Source organism: Nocardioides sp. Z24_21 (genome assembly GCF_058134345.1).
The window spans coordinates 45,754-65,771 of the sequence record NZ_JBYTTH010000007.1; the positions used below are offsets into that span (position 1 = coordinate 45,754).

The 20,018-nt window shown below is 70.4% G+C and carries 19 protein-coding genes; 15 read left to right on the top strand and 4 right to left on the bottom strand.

Going from position 1 to position 20,018, the window contains the following annotated elements; all coding sequences use genetic code 11:
* Nucleotides 1-3: 3 nt before the first annotated feature.
* Entirely contained in the window at nucleotides 4-1,527 is a 1,524-nt protein-coding gene (locus AC3X7Z_RS18915; protein WP_186342239.1) for a sulfatase-like hydrolase/transferase, read from the bottom strand.
* Between the two features lie 260 nt (nucleotides 1,528-1,787).
* Between AC3X7Z_RS18915 and AC3X7Z_RS18920 the strand changes: the two genes are divergently transcribed.
* The 11 genes from AC3X7Z_RS18920 to AC3X7Z_RS18970 all read left to right on the top strand — a co-directional run bounded on the left by AC3X7Z_RS18920 (nucleotide 1,788) and on the right by AC3X7Z_RS18970 (nucleotide 10,002).
* The gene (locus AC3X7Z_RS18920; protein WP_186342238.1) at nucleotides 1,788-3,137 is read left to right on the top strand and encodes a hemolysin family protein; all 1,350 of its coding nucleotides are present in this window, start codon (nucleotides 1,788-1,790) and stop codon (nucleotides 3,135-3,137) included.
* Nucleotides 3,127-4,191, top strand: coding sequence for a hemolysin family protein (locus AC3X7Z_RS18925; protein WP_186342237.1), 1,065 nt, complete (start codon nucleotides 3,127-3,129; stop codon nucleotides 4,189-4,191). The genes AC3X7Z_RS18920 and AC3X7Z_RS18925 overlap by 11 nt, the downstream gene beginning before the upstream one ends.
* A 20-nt stretch (nucleotides 4,192-4,211) precedes the next feature.
* Complete coding sequence (gene clsA / locus AC3X7Z_RS18930) at nucleotides 4,212-4,811, top strand: cardiolipin synthase ClsA (protein WP_241005095.1); 600 nt, start codon at nucleotides 4,212-4,214, stop codon at nucleotides 4,809-4,811.
* A complete protein-coding gene (locus AC3X7Z_RS18935) occupies nucleotides 4,804-5,703 on the top strand; it encodes a DUF881 domain-containing protein (RefSeq protein ID WP_186342236.1) in 900 nt (299 codons plus the stop codon). Before clsA ends, AC3X7Z_RS18935 begins: the two co-directional genes overlap by 8 nt.
* Nucleotides 5,700-6,032, top strand: a complete 333-nt coding sequence (locus AC3X7Z_RS18940; protein WP_186342235.1) for a small basic family protein — start codon at nucleotides 5,700-5,702, stop codon at nucleotides 6,030-6,032. The genes AC3X7Z_RS18935 and AC3X7Z_RS18940 overlap by 4 nt, the downstream gene beginning before the upstream one ends.
* On the top strand, nucleotides 6,025-6,834 hold the full coding sequence (locus AC3X7Z_RS18945; RefSeq protein WP_186342234.1) for a DUF881 domain-containing protein: 810 nt from the start codon (nucleotides 6,025-6,027) through the stop codon (nucleotides 6,832-6,834). Before AC3X7Z_RS18940 ends, AC3X7Z_RS18945 begins: the two co-directional genes overlap by 8 nt.
* A 49-nt stretch (nucleotides 6,835-6,883) precedes the next feature.
* Nucleotides 6,884-7,270 (top strand): glycine cleavage system protein GcvH, encoded by a 387-nt coding sequence (gene gcvH / locus AC3X7Z_RS18950; RefSeq protein WP_241005094.1) that lies wholly within the window; start codon nucleotides 6,884-6,886, stop codon nucleotides 7,268-7,270.
* Nucleotides 7,271-7,402: 132 nt separating this feature from the next.
* Nucleotides 7,403-7,915, top strand: a complete 513-nt coding sequence (locus tag AC3X7Z_RS18955; protein ID WP_186342232.1) for an FHA domain-containing protein — start codon at nucleotides 7,403-7,405, stop codon at nucleotides 7,913-7,915.
* A gap of 3 nt (nucleotides 7,916-7,918) precedes the next feature.
* On the top strand, nucleotides 7,919-8,659 hold the full coding sequence (ftsR, locus tag AC3X7Z_RS18960) for a transcriptional regulator FtsR (RefSeq protein WP_186342231.1): 741 nt from the start codon (nucleotides 7,919-7,921) through the stop codon (nucleotides 8,657-8,659).
* A gap of 53 nt (nucleotides 8,660-8,712) precedes the next feature.
* Nucleotides 8,713-9,180: a bifunctional nuclease family protein gene (locus AC3X7Z_RS18965; RefSeq protein ID WP_186342230.1), complete on the top strand. Its 468-nt coding sequence runs from the start codon at nucleotides 8,713-8,715 to the stop codon at nucleotides 9,178-9,180.
* 210 nt (nucleotides 9,181-9,390) lie between these two features.
* Complete coding sequence (locus AC3X7Z_RS18970; protein WP_186342229.1) at nucleotides 9,391-10,002, top strand: MerR family transcriptional regulator; 612 nt, start codon at nucleotides 9,391-9,393, stop codon at nucleotides 10,000-10,002.
* A 276-nt stretch (nucleotides 10,003-10,278) separates the two neighbouring features.
* On the opposite strand, the gene AC3X7Z_RS18975 is transcribed toward AC3X7Z_RS18970, so the two are convergent.
* Both AC3X7Z_RS18975 and AC3X7Z_RS18980 read right to left on the bottom strand, forming a co-directional pair.
* Complete coding sequence (locus AC3X7Z_RS18975; protein ID WP_489976929.1) at nucleotides 10,279-10,563, bottom strand: DUF4145 domain-containing protein; 285 nt, start codon at nucleotides 10,561-10,563, stop codon at nucleotides 10,279-10,281.
* A gap of 518 nt (nucleotides 10,564-11,081) precedes the next feature.
* A complete protein-coding gene (locus tag AC3X7Z_RS18980; RefSeq protein ID WP_489976885.1) occupies nucleotides 11,082-12,137 on the bottom strand; it encodes a hypothetical protein in 1,056 nt (351 codons plus the stop codon).
* 221 nt (nucleotides 12,138-12,358) lie between these two features.
* Here AC3X7Z_RS18980 and AC3X7Z_RS18985 point away from each other — a divergent pair, with 221 nt between their 5' ends.
* Entirely contained in the window at nucleotides 12,359-13,777 is a 1,419-nt protein-coding gene (locus AC3X7Z_RS18985) for a Fic family protein (RefSeq protein ID WP_489976886.1), read from the top strand.
* Between the two features lie 108 nt (nucleotides 13,778-13,885).
* Here AC3X7Z_RS18985 and AC3X7Z_RS18990 read toward each other — a convergent pair whose 3' ends face one another.
* The gene (locus AC3X7Z_RS18990; RefSeq protein WP_489976887.1) at nucleotides 13,886-14,290 is read right to left on the bottom strand and encodes a hypothetical protein; all 405 of its coding nucleotides are present in this window, start codon (nucleotides 14,288-14,290) and stop codon (nucleotides 13,886-13,888) included.
* 266 nt (nucleotides 14,291-14,556) lie between these two features.
* On the opposite strand from AC3X7Z_RS18990, the gene gcvP reads away from it, so the two are divergent.
* From gcvP to AC3X7Z_RS19005, 3 genes are all read left to right on the top strand, one after another.
* A complete protein-coding gene (gene gcvP, locus AC3X7Z_RS18995; protein WP_489976930.1) occupies nucleotides 14,557-17,322 on the top strand; it encodes an aminomethyl-transferring glycine dehydrogenase in 2,766 nt (921 codons plus the stop codon).
* A gap of 80 nt (nucleotides 17,323-17,402) precedes the next feature.
* A complete protein-coding gene (locus AC3X7Z_RS19000) occupies nucleotides 17,403-18,695 on the top strand; it encodes a serine hydrolase domain-containing protein (RefSeq protein ID WP_489976888.1) in 1,293 nt (430 codons plus the stop codon).
* Between the two features lie 136 nt (nucleotides 18,696-18,831).
* Nucleotides 18,832-20,013, top strand: a complete 1,182-nt coding sequence (locus AC3X7Z_RS19005) for an SPFH domain-containing protein (protein ID WP_186342226.1) — start codon at nucleotides 18,832-18,834, stop codon at nucleotides 20,011-20,013.
* The last annotated feature ends 5 nt before the right edge of the window (nucleotides 20,014-20,018 follow it).

The window sequence follows — 20,018 nt, forward strand, 5'->3', positions numbered from 1 at the left end:
CCGTCACGACGGCCCCTGGGTGGGGTCGGTCACCGGGTCGGTCACCGGCTCGGTCACCGGGCCGAACTGCTGGTTGCAGGTCCATCCCGCGCACTCGGTGAGCTCGCGGCGGCGCTGCTCCAGCACCGCCCGCACCCCGGCGTAGGCCGGATCGTCGACGAGGTTGACCAGCTCGTCGGGGTCGAGCAGGCGGTCGTAGAGGAAGCCGTCGGTCCCGTCGGTGCCGTAGAGGTAGCGCTCCGTGCGCACCCCGCGGTGCGACCAGCCGTCGCCGAGCGTGCGGCCGGTCTGGATCAGGGTGGTGTCGCGGAAGGCCTGGTCCTCCCCGCGCAGGGTCGGTGCGAGCGACGTGCCGTCGACCTGCCACTGCGGGGTGACGCCGGCGAGGGCGGCGAAGGTGGCCGGGAGGTCGACGAGCGTGACCGGCAGCGCCGAGGTGCTCCCCGGCACGATGCCCGGGCCCCGGACCAGCAGCGGGACCTGGAGGGCCTCGTCGGTGAGCACGTCCTTGCCGAGGTAGCGGTGCTCGCCGAGGGAGTAGCCGTTGTCGGAGGCGAACACGAGGTAGGTCTCATCGAGGACGCCCTCGGTCGCCAGCGTCTCGACCAGCGAGCCGACGGCCCGGTCGACCGACTGCAGCGCCTGGAGACGAGCGGTGTTCTCGGCCGCGACGTCGGGACGCGAGACCCGGGCGCGGTTGCGGAGGTAGCGGGGCTGGTCGGTGACGTCGTCCTCGTCGAAGGCGGGGTCGTCGAAGGACGCGGGGCGCTCGTCGAGGAACAGCTGCTCGTCGCGGGGCTCGGCGAGCGGCAGGCTGCGTCCGCCCTCGGGCGTGATCCGGTAGTGGGGCGCGATGTGCCAGGCGTAGACGACGAACGGGTCGCCGCTGCGGGCGAAGTCGCGGACCGCCTCGTTGGCGTGGTCCTCGATGACCGAGGTGACGTAGGCGTCGGTGTGGTGACGCGGCTCGCCGTCGTTGGTCATCGTGAAGTCGACGTAGTCGTAGGTGCCGCGGGTCAGCGCGTCCCAGCGCGACCAGCCGGCGGGCCGGACGTCACGGGGGCCGTAGCCGTTGAGGAACTTGCCGACGAACGCCGTGCGGTAGCCCTCGTCGCGGAACCATGCGCTCGCCTCCCGGGTGGGATCGAGGGCCTGGAACCCCCCGTGGACGCCCCGGTTGTGCTGCACGCCGTTGTTCTGGGCGTACTGGCCCGTGGCGAGCTGCGCGCGGGCCGGGCAGCAGAGCGGGTGAGGGGAGATCGCGTCGGTGAACTCCATGCCCTGGTCGGCCAGGAGCCGGCGGGTGATCGGCATGTGGTCGAGGTCGTCGTCGCGCATGTCGTCGGTGAGCACGAACACCAGGTTGGGGCGCGCGGGGCCGGCGTCGGCGGCCTGGGTGCCCTGCACCATCCGCGCCGCGTCGGGCCCGCTGGCGTCACCCGGGTCGCCGGTGGCGCTGACCGTGGCCAGGGTGGCGATGAGGACGACGAGGAGGGCAGCCGAGACAGACTGTGCCCACGCTCGCATTGTGCCCCTCGCCGAGACCCGGAGGGCACCTGTCGCACGCCCTGTGTCGGCGCCACCCTAGGCCGCGGGGACCCGCCACCCCAAAAGCGACACGACGACTGGGGCCGAGAAGGTCCCGACCGTTACCCTTGGGCGCGTCGGCGGCCCCCTCTGCGGGGCCCGCCACGACCACGACCCCGGACGAAGGAACCCGCAGCAGCCGCCATGGACGAGAGTCAAAGTCCCCGCACGACCGCACCGACCACCACCGGGTGCGCGTCGTGACCCCCCTCCTGCTCCTGCTGGTGTCATTGGCCCTCGTGGCTGCCTGCGGCCTCTTCGTGGCCGCCGAGTTCTCCCTCGTCACCGTCGACCGCCCCGGCGTCGAGCGCGCGGCCGCGTCGGGTGACGAGGGCGCCCGAGGGGTCCAGCTGGCGCTCCGCTCGCTGTCGACGCAGCTCTCCGGCGCCCAGGTCGGCATCACCGTGACCAACCTCGCCATCGGCTTCCTGGCCGAGCCGGCCATCTCCGACCTCGTCGACGAGCCGCTGGCCGCGCTGGGCGTGCCCGACGGCGCGGTCAGCCCGCTGTCCATCGCGCTCGGCCTGGCGCTCGGCACGGTGATCACGATGATCTTCGGCGAGATGGTGCCCAAGAACATCGCGATCGCCCGGCCGCTCGAGACCGCGCGCGCCACCCAGGGCTTCATGCGCGGCTTCACCGCACTCAGCCGCGGGCCGATCCGCGCACTCAACGGCTCGGCCAACGCGATCGTGCGCCGACTCGGCATCGAGCCGCAGGAGGAGCTCCGCTCCGCGCGGAGCTCCCAGGAGCTGTCCTCGCTCGTCCAGCGCTCCGCCGACCAGGGCACACTCGACGCCGACACCGCCGAGCTGGTGGAGCGCTCCGTCGAGTTCGGCACCCGCACCGCCGGCGAGATCATGACGCCGCGCGTGCGTACCACGACGGTCGAGGACGGCGACCGCGTGTCGACGGTCATCGACCTGGCCCGCCAGACCGGCCACTCCCGCTTCCCCGTGCTCGACGCGGAGGACGCTGTCGTCGGCACCGTGCACGTCAAGCACGCGGTGGCGGTGCCGGTCCACGAGCGTGCCACCACGCGCATCAAGCACGTGATGGTCAAGCCCGTCGTCGTGCCCGACAGCCTCCGGCTCGACCCGCTGCTGGCGCTGCTGCGCCAGGACGGCTTCCAGATGGCCGTCGTGCTCGACGAGTACGGCGGTCACGCGGGCATCGTGACGCTCGAGGACGTCGTCGAGGAGATCGTCGGCGACATCTCCGACGAGCACGACCGCCTGGGCGCCCGCATCCGGCAGCGCCGCGACGGCAGCTGGACCCTCTCCGGGCTGCTGCGCCCCGACGAGGTCGAGGACGTCACCGACATCGAGCTGCCCGACCACGAGGACTACGACACCGTGGCCGGACTGGTGATGCGTGAGCTCGGCAAGATCCCCGAGCCCGGCGACCGGATCGAGGTGCCGGTGCCCGACCGCAGCGATCCCAACGAGGTGCGTGAGCGACTGGTGACCCTGACCGTGCAGAGGATGGACGGCTTGCGCATCGACCGGCTCGACCTGGTCCTGGTGGGGGAGTCCGACCATGAACAGTGACCTCTTCGGGGTGGGCCTGGCCGTCGTGCTTCTCGCCCTCAACGCCTTCTTCGTCGGCGCCGAGTTCGCGCTGCTGGCCGCGCGCCGCAGCCAGATCGAGCCGCGGGCCCAGGAGGGCTCGCGCGCAGCTCGCACCACGCTGCGCGCCATGGAGAACGTCTCGCTGGTGATGGCCGGCGCCCAGCTCGGCATCACCGTCTGCTCGCTCGGCCTCGGCGCCATCGGCGAGCCCGCAGTCGCCCACCTGCTCGAGCCGCTGTTCCACGCGGCCCGGCTGCCCGAGGACCTGCTCCACCCGGTGTCGTTCGTGGTGGCGATGTCGATCGTGGTCTACCTGCACGTCGTGCTCGGCGAGATGGTGCCCAAGAACATCGCCCTCGCCGGGGCCGACCGGGCCGCCCTGGTGCTGAGCCCGCCGATGATGGTGATCGTCACGGTGCTGCGCCCGGTCATCGGCGGCATGAACATGGTCGCCAACGGGGTGCTGCGACTGCTGCGCATCGAGCCCAAGGACGAGGTCCACTCCAGCTTCACGCGCGAGGAGGTCGCCGCGCTGGTCGAGGAGTCGCGCGGCGAGGGCCTGATCGAGGCCGACGAGTACGACCGTCTCGCGGGTGCGCTCGGCTTCACCGAGAAGTCGGTCGCCTCGATCGTGATGACGACCGACACGCTCGCCACCGTGGCGCCGGGCTCCACCGTGGCCGACGTCGAGGCGGTCTGCGCCGCCACCGGCTTCAGCCGGTTCCCGGTGGCCGCCGACGACGGCACCCTCCTCGGCTACCTCCACATCAAGGACGCCCTCGAGTCCGAGGACGACAAGCGCTCGCGCGTCATCGAGGACAAGTGGATCCGGCCCTTCGCCTCCGTCCACCCCCACGACCTGCTCCACGACGCCCTGGAGAGCCTGCAGGTGAAGGGGGCCCACATGGCCCGGGTCGTCGAGCGTGACGGCACGGTCATCGGCGTGGTCACGCTCGAGGACGTCCTCGAGGAGCTCGTCGGCGAGATCCGCGACGCCGCCCACCACGACGTGTCCGCCGTCGAGGCTCGCTGAGTGCTCGGTAGGGTCTGATCGTGTCCGAGGGAGCTACTCGCGTCTGGACCGTGCCCAACGTCATCAGCGTGGTGCGGCTGGCCGGCGTGCCCCTGTTCCTGTGGCTGGTGCTCGGGCCCGAGGCCGACGCGATCGCGCTCGTCGTGCTGATGGTGGCCGGTTTGACCGACTTCCTCGACGGGTGGCTGGCGCGCCGGCTCGACCAGTACTCGGTGCTCGGCGAGATCCTCGACCCGGTGGCCGATCGGCTCTACATCCTCGCGGTCGTGGTCGGGCTGTACATGCGCGACATCATCCCGTGGTGGGTGGCCATCGCCCTGCCGCTGCGCGACCTCCTCCTCTGGGGCCTCGTCCCGATCCTGCGCACCCGGGGCTTCTCGGCGCTCCCGGTGCACTTCCTCGGCAAGGCCGCCACGTTCAACCTGCTCTACGCCTTCCCGCTGCTGCTGCTCGGCGACGGCGACGGCATCGTCGCCACTCTCGCGCGCAACTTCGGGTGGGCCTTCGCGTGGTGGGGGATCGGGCTCTACTGGTGGGCCGGGGTGCTCTACGCCTGGCAGGTGCGCACGCTGCTGCGCGAGACGCCACGCCACCCGTCACCGGCAGGCGACCATGGCTGAGGCGCGACCCGCTCCCGCGCCGGTCGCGGACGGTGCGAGCGGGCTGCCCGAGCACGTCACCACCCCGCTGCTCGCGCTGGTCACCGCCCGCTCGATGGACGAGGACTACGCCCACGTCGCCCAGCAGCGGGCCGCGGCCGGCGACGTACGCCCGAAGGTGGCGCGCCCGCACTGGTCGAGCGTGCTGGCGGTGGCCGCCCTCGGGGCGATGACGGCGGTGGTCGCGGTGCAGACCGCCCGGGAGGCGCCGGCCAACGAGATGGGCCGCGCCGCGCTCATCGAGCAGATCGACGTCCGGGGCGACCAGGTCCGCAACCTCCAGGCCGAGGTCGGCCGGCTGACCCGCTCCAACGCAGCCGTCGCGAGCAGCAGCACCAAGATCCGGGGCCAGCTCGACGAGATCGCCCCCCGCGTGCGGCGCGCCGAGCTCCTCACCGGCTTCTCCGCCGCCCACGGCCCCGGCGTGCGCATCACGGTCGACAACGCCCCCGGCGCCGACGTCGACAGCGAGATCCGCGACGAGGACCTCGCCACGCTCGTGGACGGGCTGTTCCAGGCGGGGGCCGAGGCCATCGCCATCAACGACCAGCGGCTCAACGCCCTGGGGGCCATCCGCAACACCAACCGCGCCGTCCACGTCAACGGCCGCCCCGTCAACGCGCCCTACGTCGTGTCGGTGATCGGCGACCCGCGCACGCTGCAGGCCCGGCTCGTGGAGACCTCCCAGGGCCAGCAGTGGTTCGGCCTGGTCAACGGTCTCGGCTTCGTCTACGAGGCCCAGAACGTCGACGACGTCAGCCTGCCGGCTGCGCCCGAACGCGCGCTTCGTGATGTGATCGAGCTCAGCGCCGACCCCGACGGCGCACCTGAAGGAGGGGGGAGCTCGCCGTGATCGCCGCCCTTGGCCTGCTCCTGGGCATCGTCGCCGGCCTCGTGTTCGCGCCCGACGTGCCGCTCAGCCTGCAGAACTACCTGCCCATCGCCGTGGTCGCGGCCCTCGACGCCGTCTTCGGCGGTCTGCGCGCCCACCTCGACGGCATCTTCGACGACAAGGTCTTCGTCGTCTCCTTCGTGAGCAACGTGGTGGTCGCGGCGGCCATCGTCTACCTCGGCGACCAGCTCGGCGTGGGCTCGCAGCTCAGCACCGGCGTCATCGTCGTCCTCGGCATCCGCATCTTCGCCAACGTCGCGGCCATCCGCAGGCACGTGTTCCATGCCTGAGCAGCGACCCGACCGCGACGACCCGACGCCCGAGACCGGGACCGAGGCGCAGCCGGAGCCCGGGACCACGACCGGGACCACGACCGGGCGCGCGCGGATGCGGGTGGCGCTGACGCGGCCGTCGCGGCGCCAGGGGGTCGTCGCCGTGCTGCTGGCCGTCCTCGGCTTCGCGTTCGTCGTCCAGGTGCGCGACACGGCGGCCAACGACACCTACGAGGGGTTGCGCGAGGGTGAGCTCATCGAGGTGCTCGACGGCCTGACGGGCACCGCCGAGCGGGCCCGTCGCGAGGTCGACCGACTGGAGGCCAGGCGCGACGAGCTCACCGACGAGAACCAGGCCCGGTCCGCCGCCCTCGCCGAGGCCGAGCAGCGCGTGCGCACGCTCAACATCATCGCCGGGCTGGTGCCGGTCGCCGGCCCGGGCCTTCGGGTGACGATCACCGAGTCCGACAGCCGGGTCAACGTCGGGTCCCTGCTCGACACCGTGCAGGAGCTGCGCACCGCGGGCGCGGAGGCGATCGAGTTCAACGACTCCGTGCGGCTCGGCGCCGACAGCTCGTTCGAGAACGCCGTCGGCGGCATCGAGCTCGACGGCGAGCTCCTCGAGCCGCCCTACGTCATCGACGTGATCGGCGACCCCCACGTCCTGCGCACTGCGCTGACGTTCTCGACCGGCCCCATCGAGACGCTGGAGACCTACGACGGCGCGTCGGTGGAGGTGGCGGAGGACGAGACGATCGAGATCGCCAGCGTCCGCCCCGCGACCCGGCCTGAGTATGCGGAGTTCGGCACCGGCCAGTAGCCTGCCGAGCGACCCACGCCACACCAGCCCGACCCCGCGAGGAGCCATCGTGTATCCGGAGAACCTGAAGTACACCAGCGAGCACGAGTGGGTCCGCACCCCGGGCGAGGCCGACGGCTCGGTCCGGGTCGGCATCACCGACTTCGCCCAGGACGCGCTCGGCGACATCGTCTACGTCTCGCTGCCCCAGGTCGGCGACCAGGTGGCGGCGGGGGAGACCTGCGGTGAGCTGGAGTCCACCAAGTCGGTCAGCGACATCTACGCCCCGGTGACCGGCGAGGTCGTGGCCACCAACGCGGCCCTCGACTCCACCCCCGAGCTCGTCAACAGCGACCCCTACGAGGCGGGCTGGCTCTTCGAGGTCACGGTGGCCGACGACTCGCAGCTCGACGGGCTGATGGACGCGGCCGCCTACCAGTCCGGGCTCGACGGCTGAGCCGACGCCCGCCGGCCCCGGTGGGTCTCCCGGACCGGCCGCGGTGACCAGCGCCGGGCTGGTAGGTTCGGGGAAACCATCAACCTCAACCCTCGGCTGAGGGTTCAGCGTCGATACGTCGAGGAGCTTTCCATGCCGTTCTGCACCGCCTGTGGCAAGCAGAACCCTGACGATGCCCGCTTCTGTGCCCAGTGCGGCACCAAGCTGCTCGCTGGGGAGGAGCCGGGTCCCAGCCCGGTCGAGACCACTGCGACCATCACCTTCGGGGTCCCGGACCAGCGCGAGTCCTCCGACCGCCAGCTCAGCCCCGTCGACGCCGCCGCGGTCGACGCGCTTCCCGCCGGTCACGCGCTCCTCGTCGTGCAGCGCGGCCCCAGCGCCGGCAGCAGGTTCCTCCTCGACACCGACGTGGTCGGCGCCGGGCGGCACCCCGACAGCGAGATCTTCCTCGACGACGTGACCGTCTCGCGTCGCCACGCGGAGTTCCGCCGCTCCGGGGGCGGCTACACGGTCAGCGACGTGGGCAGCCTCAACGGCACCTACGTCAACCGCGACCGGATTGACTCCCTCGAGCTCCACGACGGCGACGAGGTGCAGATCGGCAAGTATCGCCTCGTGTTCTTCTCCTCCCACCCGGACAGCTGATCCGTGAGTGCCTCGACGGCCCCGGGGGCGGGTCGCGGCGCCCGCTACAACATCGGGCAGGTCCTCGACCAGCTGCGAGCCGACTTCCCCGGGGTGACGATCCCCAAGATCCGCTTCCTGGAGGACCAGGGACTCGTCAAGCCCGAGCGCACCGCGGCCGGCTACCGCAAGTTCTCCGGCGACGACGTGTCGAGGCTGCGCTACATCTTGACGATGCAGCGCGACCACTACCTCCCGCTCAAGGTCATCGGCGACCACCTCGACGCGATCGACCGTGGGCTCGAGCCGCCGGCGATCGAGTCGGTCGTGCCCACCGTCCCCAAGGTCGCGCTGAGCGCCGACGGACTTCCCAGCCCTGAGTCGTTCCGCCGCAGCAGTGACCTGCGCCTGTCGCGGCGCGAGCTGCTCAAGGTCGCGGAGATCTCCGAGGAGCTGCTCTCCGAGCTCGAGCAGTACGGCCTGGTGAGCGCGCGCAGCGGCACCGGCCACTTCGACAGCGACGCCCTCGTGGTCGCTCAGACCGCCCGCGAGCTCGCCGACTACGGCTTCGAGCCGCGCCACCTGCGCGCGTTCAAGAACGCTGCCGACCGCGAGGTCGGTCTCGTCCAGCAGGTGGTGGCCCCCCTCGCGCGGGGCCGCGACGCCGCCGCCCGTGGCCGCGCCGAGGACGCCACCTCCGAGATCGCCGCGCTGTCGGTGCGACTGCACGCGACGCTGGTGAAGGTCGGTCTCGACCGGGGGTGACCCGGGCCAGGAGCCCGCGCGCAGGCATCAGGGCGCGTGGGTAGGGTGGGGCCATGCGCGAAATGGACGTCGTGGGAGTCCGCGTCGAGATGCCCTCCAACCAGCCCATCGTGCTGCTGCGCGAGGCGACGGGGGAGCGCTACCTGCCGATCTGGATCGGGGCGGTCGAGGCCACCGCCATCGCCTTCGCCCAGCAGGGCGTCACGCCGCCGCGTCCGCTGACCCACGATCTGATGCGCGACATGCTCGAGGCGACCGGCCAGCGGCTCGACGAGGTCCGCATCGTCGACATGCAGGACGGCATCTTCTTCGCCCAGCTCGTCTTCGACGGCGGCGCTGAGGTCGGGGCGCGGCCGTCCGACTCGATCGCGCTGGCCTTGCGCACCGGCTCCCGCATCGTGTGCGCGGAGGCCGTGCTCGACGAGGCGGGACTCGCGGTCCCGGCCGAGCAGGAGGACGAGGTGGAGCGGTTCCGCGAGTTCCTCGACCACGTCTCACCCGACGACTTCGAGTCCGAGTGACCGCGGCGTGGCGCCGCTCAACCCTCACCCTCAAGTGAAGGTCGAGGGTTGGCGACACGCCGCGGCGTGGATGGACAACCCGGATTCCGGGGCCTACGGTGAACTGTCTCTGTTGTAACTCCACCGTTGTGGTTGCCGCGTGTCGGCCGCCGGGCGGGCCCTTCCCCCAGGAGTTACCGCTCAGCGGAGGAACTGACCTGGAGGGTCACTGTGGCTAGCAACGAGAACGAGCAGGGCGCCGACGCAGCCCGCCTCAAGGCCGAGGCCGAGGCCGCCGACAAGGCGCAGGAGCAGGGGCTGCTCTTCGACGACGACGTGTCGCCGCTGCCCAGCGACACCGGCTACCGCGGTCCCACGGCCTGCAACGCCGCCGGCATCACCTACCGCCAGCTCGACTACTGGGCCCGCACCGGCCTCGTCGAGCCCAGCGTCCGCGGCGCCGCCGGCTCGGGCTCCCAGCGCCTCTACTCCTTCCGCGACATCCTGATCCTCAAGGTCGTCAAGCGCCTGCTCGACGCCGGCATCTCGCTCCAGCAGATCCGCACCGCCACGGCGCACCTGCGCGAGCGCGGCACCGACGACCTGACGCGCGTGACCCTCATGAGCGACGGGGCCTCGGTCTACGAGTGCACCAGCAACGACGAGGTCATCGACCTGCTCCAGGGCGGCCAGGGCGTCTTCGGCATCGCGATCGGCGGCGTGTGGCGCGAGATCGAGGGGACGCTCGCCGAGCTGCCCTCCGAGCGCACCGCCGAGCAGCCGGGCGCCTCCGTCACCGGCGACGAGCTCGCCGCACGCCGCGCAGCCCGCCAGACCGGCTGACCGCACCCTCCACCGGCACTCTCCGTACGAGCACCGGCCCACACCCTCCGACCAGGCCGCCCGGGCACACCGGGCGGCCTCGGTCATTTCGCGCCTCGGTCATTTCTCCTGCGTTCCCGCTAGACTCGGCAGCGCCGACATCCCATGCGGGAGAGTCGCGGCGCCCGGTCTCGCCGACCGAGCGTCGCGCGCCGAAGGGGCAATTCCTCCTACATCCCCCCGTACTGAACATTCAAGGGGTGGGCTCGCGCCTGCTGGAACGTCGCCTGCAGGGCACTAGAGAAGTTCTTTGAGGTCCTGCTCCACTGTCTTTCGCTGAAGGTGCGTCTCGTAGCGGCGCTTGAACGTGTAGAGGTAGTTCACCAGCGCCTCGAAGAAGGCGATCGCGTCGTCTGCGTCCTCGCGCGTAAGCGTTGCTTCCACATCATGCGCGCCGGTGTTCCCGAGGTCGCGCACCACGGAGGACCAATCATGGAGTCTCTCGTCGATCGTTCCGGTGTCCTTTAGAGTGGTGAGCTTGGTCGCAAGAGTCCCGCGAGCCTGCCCATGCTCTGAGCAGATGGCCTCAACTCCGCGTCACGCCATGATGGTCGCCGCGGTGTAGGCGCGAACTCCGAGGCACCGAAGAGCTTCGTCGTGCGAGTCGCGGATGCTCGCTGGAACGTAGTGGGGGAGCGGCTGACGGTCCGCCGGGTAAACCTGCTGGTACGGGCCCATGTCCCACCCGTCCGGGGTCTGAATACCGTCTCTCTGGAGGAGAAACGGCATCTGACAGTTAGTGCACTTCGCGGCAGTGTTCTCGAACGGTTCCACGTCGTAGTCAGCTATCGACCAGCGATCAATGACCTCAAGAGTCGTTGGATGATTCAGGCAGCGACACGTCCAGGCCAAAGTCTCCCTCGGCGTCCCCCATGCATCACTCATGGCTGGAGGATAGAACGATTAGAGGGTGGTTCCGAGCTAGATGGTCGTCTCCGTCTGCACGGCATCCCCGAGCGATGATGACAGGCGCCTAGAACCCGCCCCGCCGTCCTCTGACCGGCACCGATGTGCGTGGGTACCGCGCCGAAGCGAGCGGCCTAGTTTGGGGCGGGGCCGAGGTGTCCGCGAATGGCGGCGTCGGCGCCACCGGACGCAGCGCTCCACATCTCAAGGACTCTCTCCAGGGTCTTGTTCCACGAAAGATCGCTCCACCCCAGGTACCCCTCCAAGTGGTCGCCAAGCCCGCCAAAGGCTATGAGGGCGGGCATGGCGTGAAAGGCAATGGACTCGGTCCTCATCGCCGGGATCTGTCTGTCTCGCGGAGAGACCTCATCAAGCAGCATCAACCCGGACGACTTTGAGTGAGCGATGTCGGACAGTCCTTGCCACATAGGCTTGCCCAGGTCGGTTGTTAAGACCGACTCAATCATCTCGCCCGTGCTCGCGTGAGGCCTGCCATCCGCGGAAAGCACGCTCGGAGCTCTGTAGCGGTCATTGGGCTTAACGCGCTTCACGTGAAATCCAATAGCTTCCGCAGCGGCCAGGACGTCGTTGCGGCGACCGATGGCGTTGGACAGATCCGCTGCGTCGCGGCGAACGATCTCGGTGAGTTGCTCACATTGAAGGTTCCAAAGGCGCCGCAGCCGCTCAGCCGATGACACCTCCGCACTCATGAGATAGCTAGCAGCGGCGCACGCCTCCAGCGCGGCTCGGCTGAGGACCGCTGTGGCCCGAAACCCCACGCCGTCTCGTACGAGATGTCCGAGGGCCTCAAGATGGTCCATCGCGGCACGAACAAAACGCTGCACGAAGTCAAGGACACAGCGAACGGGATCTACGAGAGGATGCGCGAGATAGAAGATCGGCTTCCCAATCTCGTTGACGGGGACCTCGAACGACAGGCGTTCCCGCACCCACAAGTCGTCCTGCGCTGCCACCGAGTCGCCCGCAAACCGCAGCCCATAATCCTGGTCGGGATTCTCCTCTCGGCGAAGAAGCGCCAGCCTTCGATGAGCTTCAAACAGTTCCCGCGCGATAGGGATCACCTGCGCAAGCAACTCGCCGATCTGCTCAGCCGTCGGGCGGTGCGATTCGACGAGCCGCTGCTCACGACCCGACCGCTCCATGTCCTGCATCAACTTCTCCAGATTCAAGGGAGCAGAATCGTCCGACACGTTGGTCTCCCATATCTCGGCGTACTACCGGCAACGAAGGCATGGCCTTAGGCCACCTCGAACAACGGACCTGCCGATAAGGGGATGGTCCACGGTCAAACCTTCCGGTCGCTCAACGCGGGGTCACTAGGGATCTTGCCCTGCCCCGGCGGCGGTCGAGTAGTCCGGCTCGCAGCTAGACCCCTAGATAAGGTGCCGCCATGAGCGAGCAGACCACGCACGGACCTCCGTATCAGCCGTTCCCATCCTTCACGTCGTTTGCGAGTGAGAATGTCGATCTCGCTTCCTACTACTCCACCGCAGGGGTGTTTTCCACTCTGAAGGCGAGCGTGGGTCCGGAGGCGCTGCAGCGTGCTGTCGATACGGCAACTCGTTGGGCCGCTGTCGACACCGGCGCGATTGAGGGGCTCTACACCGTCGACCGCGGGTTCACTCTGTCGGTGGCAGCATCGGCCGCTGCGCTTGACAACGCCCATCTCGCCGTCGGCGAGAATGTCGCGCGGGCCATCAAAGACGCTGTGGCGGGCTACGACTTCGTCCTCGACGTCGCGACTGGAGAGCGCGAAGCGAGCGAGAACTGGATCAAGGAGCTTCACTCGGTTCTCTGCGCCTCACAGGAGACCTACCGTGTGCTTACCGACCACGGAGCCGAGGAGCGTCCGCTAGAGAAGGGGACCTACAAAAGCCTCCCCAACAGCCCAGTGAACTTAGAGACTGGCATCACGCACGCGTACGCGTCGCCGATCGACACCCCGTCCGAGATGGCGCGGATGATCGACGAACTTCGTTCCGACGAGTTCGCGTCAGCTCACCCTGTGGTGCAGTCGGCGTACGCCCATTACGCGTTCGTGTGCGTGCACCCGTTCCCCGACGGCAACGGACGCGTGGCACGCGCTCTAGCGTCGGCGTATCTCTACCGCGAGCCCGGTGTGCCATTCGTTGTATTCGCCGATCAGAAGGGCGCCTACATAGACGCCCTCGAGGCCGCAGACCGCGGAGACTGCGGGCTCCTTCTGGCGTTCGTCCGAGAGCGTGCGGTCGACACGATGCTGATGGTCACCACCGACATGCAGCGACCTGCGCGCCCGAACCCCGAAGATCGCATCGCTCACCTCAACAAGATTATGCGCAGTGACTCCGGCTTGATGCATACCGAAATTGACTCACTGCTCGGCCGCGTGAACACCGCCTGGGGTGAAGCCCTCGACCGCGCCGCGTCAGTCCTCAGCGCCCCGCTCTCGGCGGCGCGGCACCAACTCAGTGGGCGAGTGTCGGATCAGGATTACCGCAGCGTCGAGGGCGTCGGGCGCACGACCGTCAACGTCAGTAGTGCGGCACCCGCGAAGGGAGAAGCGACCAAGACCTACTCCATCGGCATCGCGCGGCCTGGGACGCATGACGCGGACTTCGCAATCTTCGAGGAAGTGTCCGCGAGGCCAACCAGCAGAAGTGTGGCGACCAAGCTCTGCGACGTCTACTTGCGAGACGTGCATCCAACTGTGTCGCCAGCCCTCACCTACCGTCTCGATGCCCTCGCACAAGATGCGATCACGGAAATGGTCGACATAGTGGTCGACCAGGGCGAGCAGACGTTGAAGAGCGCTGGCTACATCCTGTAAGCGCGCCGTAGGCAATGAGGTGCAGGGCGAGCGAGCCGCAGGAGACAGTTGGATCTGCGCGTTGCGGGCGCGAGGCCCCACTTGGCCGGGTCGCTGCCGCCCTGGGAATCACCACCCGCGTTCCGCTGATCCAGCCTGATCCCCTTCAACAAGGACGAGCCAGTGCTGCGCCTGCACTTCCGCGAGCGACATGCCCGCGTCGAGAGCAGCGCACTCCGTCTTGAAGATCGCGTGGGCGATGGCGATGCGCACCCCCTGGACTGGGTGAGTTCGTAAGGTGCAACGACAATCGGTGGTTTGGGCATGGTGGAACCCCCCTTCAGGATGGGTGGGCAGGCGTTCAGAGAAGCCGGCATGCTGACCGCTGGCGACCCGTGGGGTCGCGACGATGTGCGACGCGATCAGAAGGGTCGTGGCCTCGAAGCGGGCAGTTGCCCAGATCCAGATCTGCCTGCGGTTCGGGCTGATGATGGAGATCTGGGACCAAGTGATTGAATCTGGGGGAAGGATCAACCCGGCCCGCCTAGCGCGCCGTGCGCCTGATTTTCCCTAAGGGGTGTTTTCTCCCCGGAACCTCTCAGGCACCCGGACCGCACTGGGCTGGCACTCTGGAGGTCGTCCGACCGACAGAGGGGGAGGTCCCAGCGACGCGACCTCAGGGAGCCCCCGTGCCCGACGCCACCTCGACCTCCACCGCCAGCCCGGCCGACAACCCCGGCGACGGCCTCGGCGAGTTCGTCGCCCGGCACATCGGCCCCGACGAGGCAGCGATCGCGCACATGCTCGAGGCGATCGGCCACGAGTCGCTCGAGTCGCTGATGACGGCCGCCGTGCCGGGCGGCATCCGCTCGGCCGCCGCCCTCGACCTCCCCGCCCCGCTCGATGAGGAGGCGACGGCCCGGGCCCTTCGCACGCTGGCGTCGCACAACCGACCCGCCGAGGCGATGATCGGCCTGGGCTACCACGCGACGATCACGCCGCCGGTGATCCGGCGCAACGTCCTCGAGGACCCGTCCTGGTACACCGCTTACACGCCCTACCAGCCCGAGATCTCCCAGGGCCGGCTCGAGGCGCTGCTCAACTTCCAGACGGTCGTGGCCGACCTGACCGGCCTGCCGACGGCCAACGCGTCCCTGCTCGACGAGGGCACCGCCGCCGCGGAGGCGATGACCCTCGTGCGCCGGGCCAAGCGCACCGCGACCGGCCCGTTCGTCGTCGACGCCGACGCCTTGCCCCAGACGATCGACGTGGTGCGCACCCGCGCCGCGGGCATGGGCATCGAGGTGGTCGTCGCCGACCTTGCCGACGGCCTCCCCGACGGTGACGTGTGTGGGGTGCTGGTGCAGTACCCCGGCGCGTCCGGGGCCGTGCGCGACCCGCGTCCGGTCATCGAGGCCGTCCACGAGCGCGGCGGGCTGGCCGTGGTGGCCGCCGACCCGCTTGCCCTGGTCCTGCTCGAGGCGCCGGGAACGCTCGGCGCGGACGTCGTGGTGGGCTCGTCCCAGCGCTTCGGCGTGCCCCTGTTCTACGGCGGTCCGCACGCCGGGTTCATGTCGGTCGCGTCGGGCCTCGAGCGGCACCTGCCCGGGCGCCTCGTCGGGGTCTCCGTCGACGCCGAGGGCCGCCCGGCCTACCGCCTCGCGCTCCAGACCCGCGAGCAGCACATCCGTCGTGACAAGGCGACCTCCAACATCTGCACCGCCCAGGTGCTCCTCGCCGTCGTCGCGTCGATGTACGCGGTCTACCACGGCCCGGAGGGGCTGCGCCGGATCGCACGACGCACCCACCAGCAGGCCAACGGCATCGCCGCGGCCCTCCGTGCCGGGGGAGTGGAGATCGTCAACGACACCTGGTTCGACACGCTCACCGTGGCGGTGCCCGGCCGGGCCGACGAGGTCATCACCGCCGCCCGCCAGCTCGGTCTCCACCTGCGCCCGATCGACGCCGACCACGTCGGAGTGTCCACCTCGGAGCGCACCAGCCCGTCCACCGTCGCCGCCGTGCTGCGCGCGTTCGGCGTCGCGCCCGCCGACGACGACGCGTCCGGGCTGCCCGAGGACCTGGCGCGCACCACCGACCTCCTCACCCACGAGGTCTTCAACTCCCACCACAGCGAGACGCAGATGCTGCGCTACCTGCACAGGCTCTCCTCGCGTGACTACGCCCTCGACCGAGGCATGATCCCCCTCGGCTCGTGCACGATGAAGCTCAACGCCACCACCGAGATGGAGCCGGTGAGCCTGCCGGGCTTCGCCGACCTGCACCCCTTCGCTCCCGCCGAGGACGCCGCCGGCTACCGCGAGCTCGTCGACGACCTGGAGCGCTGGCTCGCCGAGGTCACCGGCTACGACAAGGTCTCCGTCCAGCCCAACGCCGGCTCGCAGGGCGAGCTCGCCGGGCTGCTGGCGATCCGTGGCTACCACCTCGCCAACGGCGACGCCGGGCGCAACGTGTGCCTGATCCCGTCGTCGGCGCACGGCACCAACGCCGCGTCGGCGGTGATGGCCGGGATGAAGGTCGTGGTCGTCAAGGCCTCCGACGACGGGTCGGTGGACCTCGACGACCTCCTCGCCAAGTGCGCCCAGCACGCCGAGACCCTCGCCGCGATCATGGTGACCTACCCCTCCACCCACGGGGCCTACGAGGACACCATCACCGACCTGTGCAAGATCGTGCACGACCACGGTGGGCAGGTCTACGTCGACGGAGCCAACCTCAACGCGCTGCTCGGCTGGGCGCGACCGGGGGAGTTCGGCGGCGACGTCTCCCACCTCAACCTGCACAAGACCTTCTGCATCCCGCACGGCGGCGGAGGCCCCGGGGTCGGTCCGGTCGCCGTCCGCGCCCACCTCGCGCCCTACCTCCCCTCCCACGGCTCGCACCCCGAGCCGGAGAAGCGGCAGGGCATCGGGCCGATCAGCGCCGCGCCCTACGGCTCCGCCGGGATCCTGCCGATCACGTGGGCCTACATCCGGATGATGGGAGCGCTGGGGCTCACCCGGGCGACCGCGGTCGCCGTGCTGTCGGCCAACTACATCGCCCACCGCCTGGAGGAGCACTTCCCGGTCCTCTACCGCGGCCACGGCGACCTGGTCGCCCACGAGTGCATCCTCGACCTCCGCGGCATCACCAAGGCGAGCGGCGTGAGCGTCGACGACGTCGCGAAGCGGCTGGTCGACCACGGCTTCCACGCCCCGACGATGTCGTTCCCGGTGGCCGGCACGCTGATGGTCGAGCCCACCGAGTCCGAGGACCTCGCCGAGATCGACCGGTTCTGCGACGCCATGATCGCGATCCGCGCCGAGATCGCCCAGGTGGAGGCGGGGGAGTGGAGCCCCGAGGACTCGCCGCTGCGCCACGCGCCCCACACGGCCCGCGCGCTCGTCGGCGACTGGGACCGCCCCTACTCGCGCGAGGTCGGGGTGTTCCCGGGAGGGATCGACTCCGACAAGTACTGGCCGCCGGTCGCGCGCATCGACCAGGCCTACGGCGACCGCAACCTGGTCTGCGCGTGCCCCCCTCCGGAGGCGTTCGCCCAGGACTGACCGCTGGGACTGACGGCCGGGACCGACGCCTGGGCGCGGGTTCCCCGACCGCCGGCGGCCACCTGGCCTAGGGTCGTGTCGTGAGCGACCAGCGTCAGCGACTGCTCGACGTCGCGCAGGCCGAGGGCCGGCTGACGTCCGTGGTCGGCGCGGTCTTCGACCGCTACGGCGCGGTGTGGGCGGGCGGCGCCGGCCAGGCCCCCGGCCTCGACGGGCAGTACCGGATCGGGTCGATCACCAAGACGATGACCGCCGTGCTCGTCGTCCTGGCCCGCGACGCCGGCCTGCTCGACCTCGACGACCCGCTCGCCGACCACCTCGGCGACGTCGGCTACGGCGAGGTGACCCTGCGCGAGGCGCTGGCCCACAGCTCGGGGATGCAGAGCGAGCCGCGCGGACCGTGGTGGGAGCGCACCCGCGGCGGCGACTTCGCGGCGCTCGTGGCCGCCAACGACGGCAGCGGCCGGGTGGCGCCCGCCGGTGCCTGGTTCCACTACTCCAACCTCGGCTACGCCCTGCTCGGCGAGGTCGTGGCGCGTCGCTTCCGCACGCCCTGGCGCGAGCTCGTCGCGGAGCGCCTGCTGCGACCGCTGGGCATGCGCGCCACGTCCTACCTGCCGCGTCCGGGCGCCCAGCCGGGCTGGAGCGTCGACCACTTCACCGGCGTCCGGGTGCACGAGCCGCTGACCGACACCGGCGCGATGGCCCCGGCCGGGCAGCTGTGGTCGACGCTGGCCGACCTCGTCACGTGGGGACAGGTGCTGGGCGGGGCGCGGCCAGACCTGCTGTCGGCGTCGTCGCTCGCGGAGATGCAGCGGCCGGTGACCCCCGACTACGGCCTCGGCCTGATGCTGGGCGTCCATCCCGGTGGGCGGCTCGTCGGACACAACGGCTCGATGCCCGGCTTCCTCGCCGCGCTGCACGTCGACCCCGACAGCGGCATCGGTGCCGCGGTGCTGACCAACGCCACCACGGGCATCGCGCCGCGCGACCTCGCCGTCGCGCTCATCGAGGGCGACCCGGACGCCGACGACACCCGCCCCGCGCCGTGGCGTCCCACCGTCGAGGTGCCGCCCGACGTCGCAGGCGTGCCCGGGCTGTGGTTCTGGGGCAACACGGCCTACGACGTGCGCTGGCACAACGACGGGCTCGAGCTGCGCGCGATGGCCCTCGGCGACGTCGTCACCGACCGCTTCGAGCTCGTCCACGGCGTGCTGGTCGGCGTGCTCGGCTACCACCGCGGCGAGCAGCTGGTGCTCGTGCGCCGACCCGACGGGACGATCCACCACCTGGAGTGCGCGACGTTCGTCTACACACGCACGCCCTACGACCCCGACGTGGAGATCCCGGGCGGCCACCCGCGACGACCCTGACCGGCCTGATCCGGCCCGGCCCCGACGTCCCGCGCAAGGACGCGCCGCACGGCGGATCGCCTGCCTCCGGGGCGCCGGGCCGATACTGTGTCCGCCGGGCGGATCCGCCCGCACTGCAGGCATCGGAGGCATGGGCATGGGACTCTTCCAGGCGGTGAGCGGCGCCATCGGCGGCACGCTCGCGGACCAGTGGCTCGACTTCTTCGGCGTCCCCGAGGGGATCTCCGCGACCGCGGCGGTGTTCCCGGCGGTCCGCAAGGACCAGAACGCCGGACGCGGCGCCAACCCCGGTGCGTCAGACGGCATCATCACCGACGGGTCGAAGATCGTCGTCCCGGAGGGCTACGGCCTGGTGCTGATGGAGGACGGCGCGTTCACCGGGTTCGCCGCCCAGCCGGGCGGCTACATCTGGGACTCCGGGGAGCCCTCGTCGCAGTCGGTCTTCTCCGGCGGCGGGCTCGTCGAGTCGATCGTCAAGCAGAGCTGGGAGCGCTTCAAGTTCGGCGGTCGTCCCGGCGCGCAGCAGACGGCGCTGTTCGTCGCGCTCAAGGAGCTTCCCAACAACAAGTTCGGCACCCAGTCCGAGATCTACTGGGACGACGCCTTCCTCAACACCCAGGTCGGTGCCGTCACCCGCGGCACCTACACCCTCAAGATCACCGACCCGCTGACCTTCATCCGCAACTTCGTCCCGGCGGGGGTGATCGAGGGTCGCGCCGTCTTCGACTTCACCGACCTCGACAACCCCGCGGGCGAGCAGCTCTTCAACGAGGTCGTCGGCTCGCTCGCCCCCGCCTTCTCGATGTACACCAACGATCCGGCGAAGGGCAACCGGATCGCCCGGCTCCAGCAGGACTCCGTCGGCTTCGCGCAGTCGCTGTCGGCCGCCGTCGAGGACAACTACCGCTGGCGCACCGACCGCGGGCTCGAGATCGTCAAGACGGCGATCATCTCCATCGAGTACGACGCCACCACCCGCGAGCTGCTCGCCAACGTCCAGCGGGCCGACGCCCTCTCCGGTGCGCGCGGCAACGCCAACCTCCAGGCGTCCGTCGCTGCGGGCATCGAGGCCGCCGGTGAGAACGCCGGTCCCGGGGGCGTCATCGGGATGGGCATGGCAGCCGGGGGGATGGGCCTGGGCGGCCTGCAGCAGCCCACCGAGCAGGCGCCCGCCGCACCCACTCCTGCCGACGCTCCAGCGGCTCCCGCCGCCGAGGACCCGGTCGCGATGCTCACGAGGGCCAAGCAGATGCTCGACGCCGGCCTGATCACCCAGGAGGACTACGACGCGGCGAAGGCCAAGGCGCTCGGACTCTGAGACGG

Coding starts and splice junctions, on each gene's coding strand:
- AC3X7Z_RS18915 (WP_186342239.1), bottom strand. CDS start 1,527: ATGCGAGCGTGGGCACAGTCTGTCTCGGCTGCCCTCCTCGTCGTCCTC.
- AC3X7Z_RS18935 (WP_186342236.1), top strand. CDS start 4,804: ATGGCTGAGGCGCGACCCGCTCCCGCGCCGGTCGCGGACGGTGCGAGC.
- AC3X7Z_RS18925 (WP_186342237.1), top strand. CDS start 3,127: ATGAACAGTGACCTCTTCGGGGTGGGCCTGGCCGTCGTGCTTCTCGCC.
- AC3X7Z_RS19005 (WP_186342226.1), top strand. CDS start 18,832: ATGGGACTCTTCCAGGCGGTGAGCGGCGCCATCGGCGGCACGCTCGCG.
- AC3X7Z_RS18955 (WP_186342232.1), top strand. CDS start 7,403: ATGCCGTTCTGCACCGCCTGTGGCAAGCAGAACCCTGACGATGCCCGC.
- gcvP (WP_489976930.1), top strand. CDS start 14,557: ATGCTCGAGGCGATCGGCCACGAGTCGCTCGAGTCGCTGATGACGGCC.
- AC3X7Z_RS18965 (WP_186342230.1), top strand. CDS start 8,713: ATGCGCGAAATGGACGTCGTGGGAGTCCGCGTCGAGATGCCCTCCAAC.
- AC3X7Z_RS18945 (WP_186342234.1), top strand. CDS start 6,025: ATGCCTGAGCAGCGACCCGACCGCGACGACCCGACGCCCGAGACCGGG.
- AC3X7Z_RS18985 (WP_489976886.1), top strand. CDS start 12,359: ATGAGCGAGCAGACCACGCACGGACCTCCGTATCAGCCGTTCCCATCC.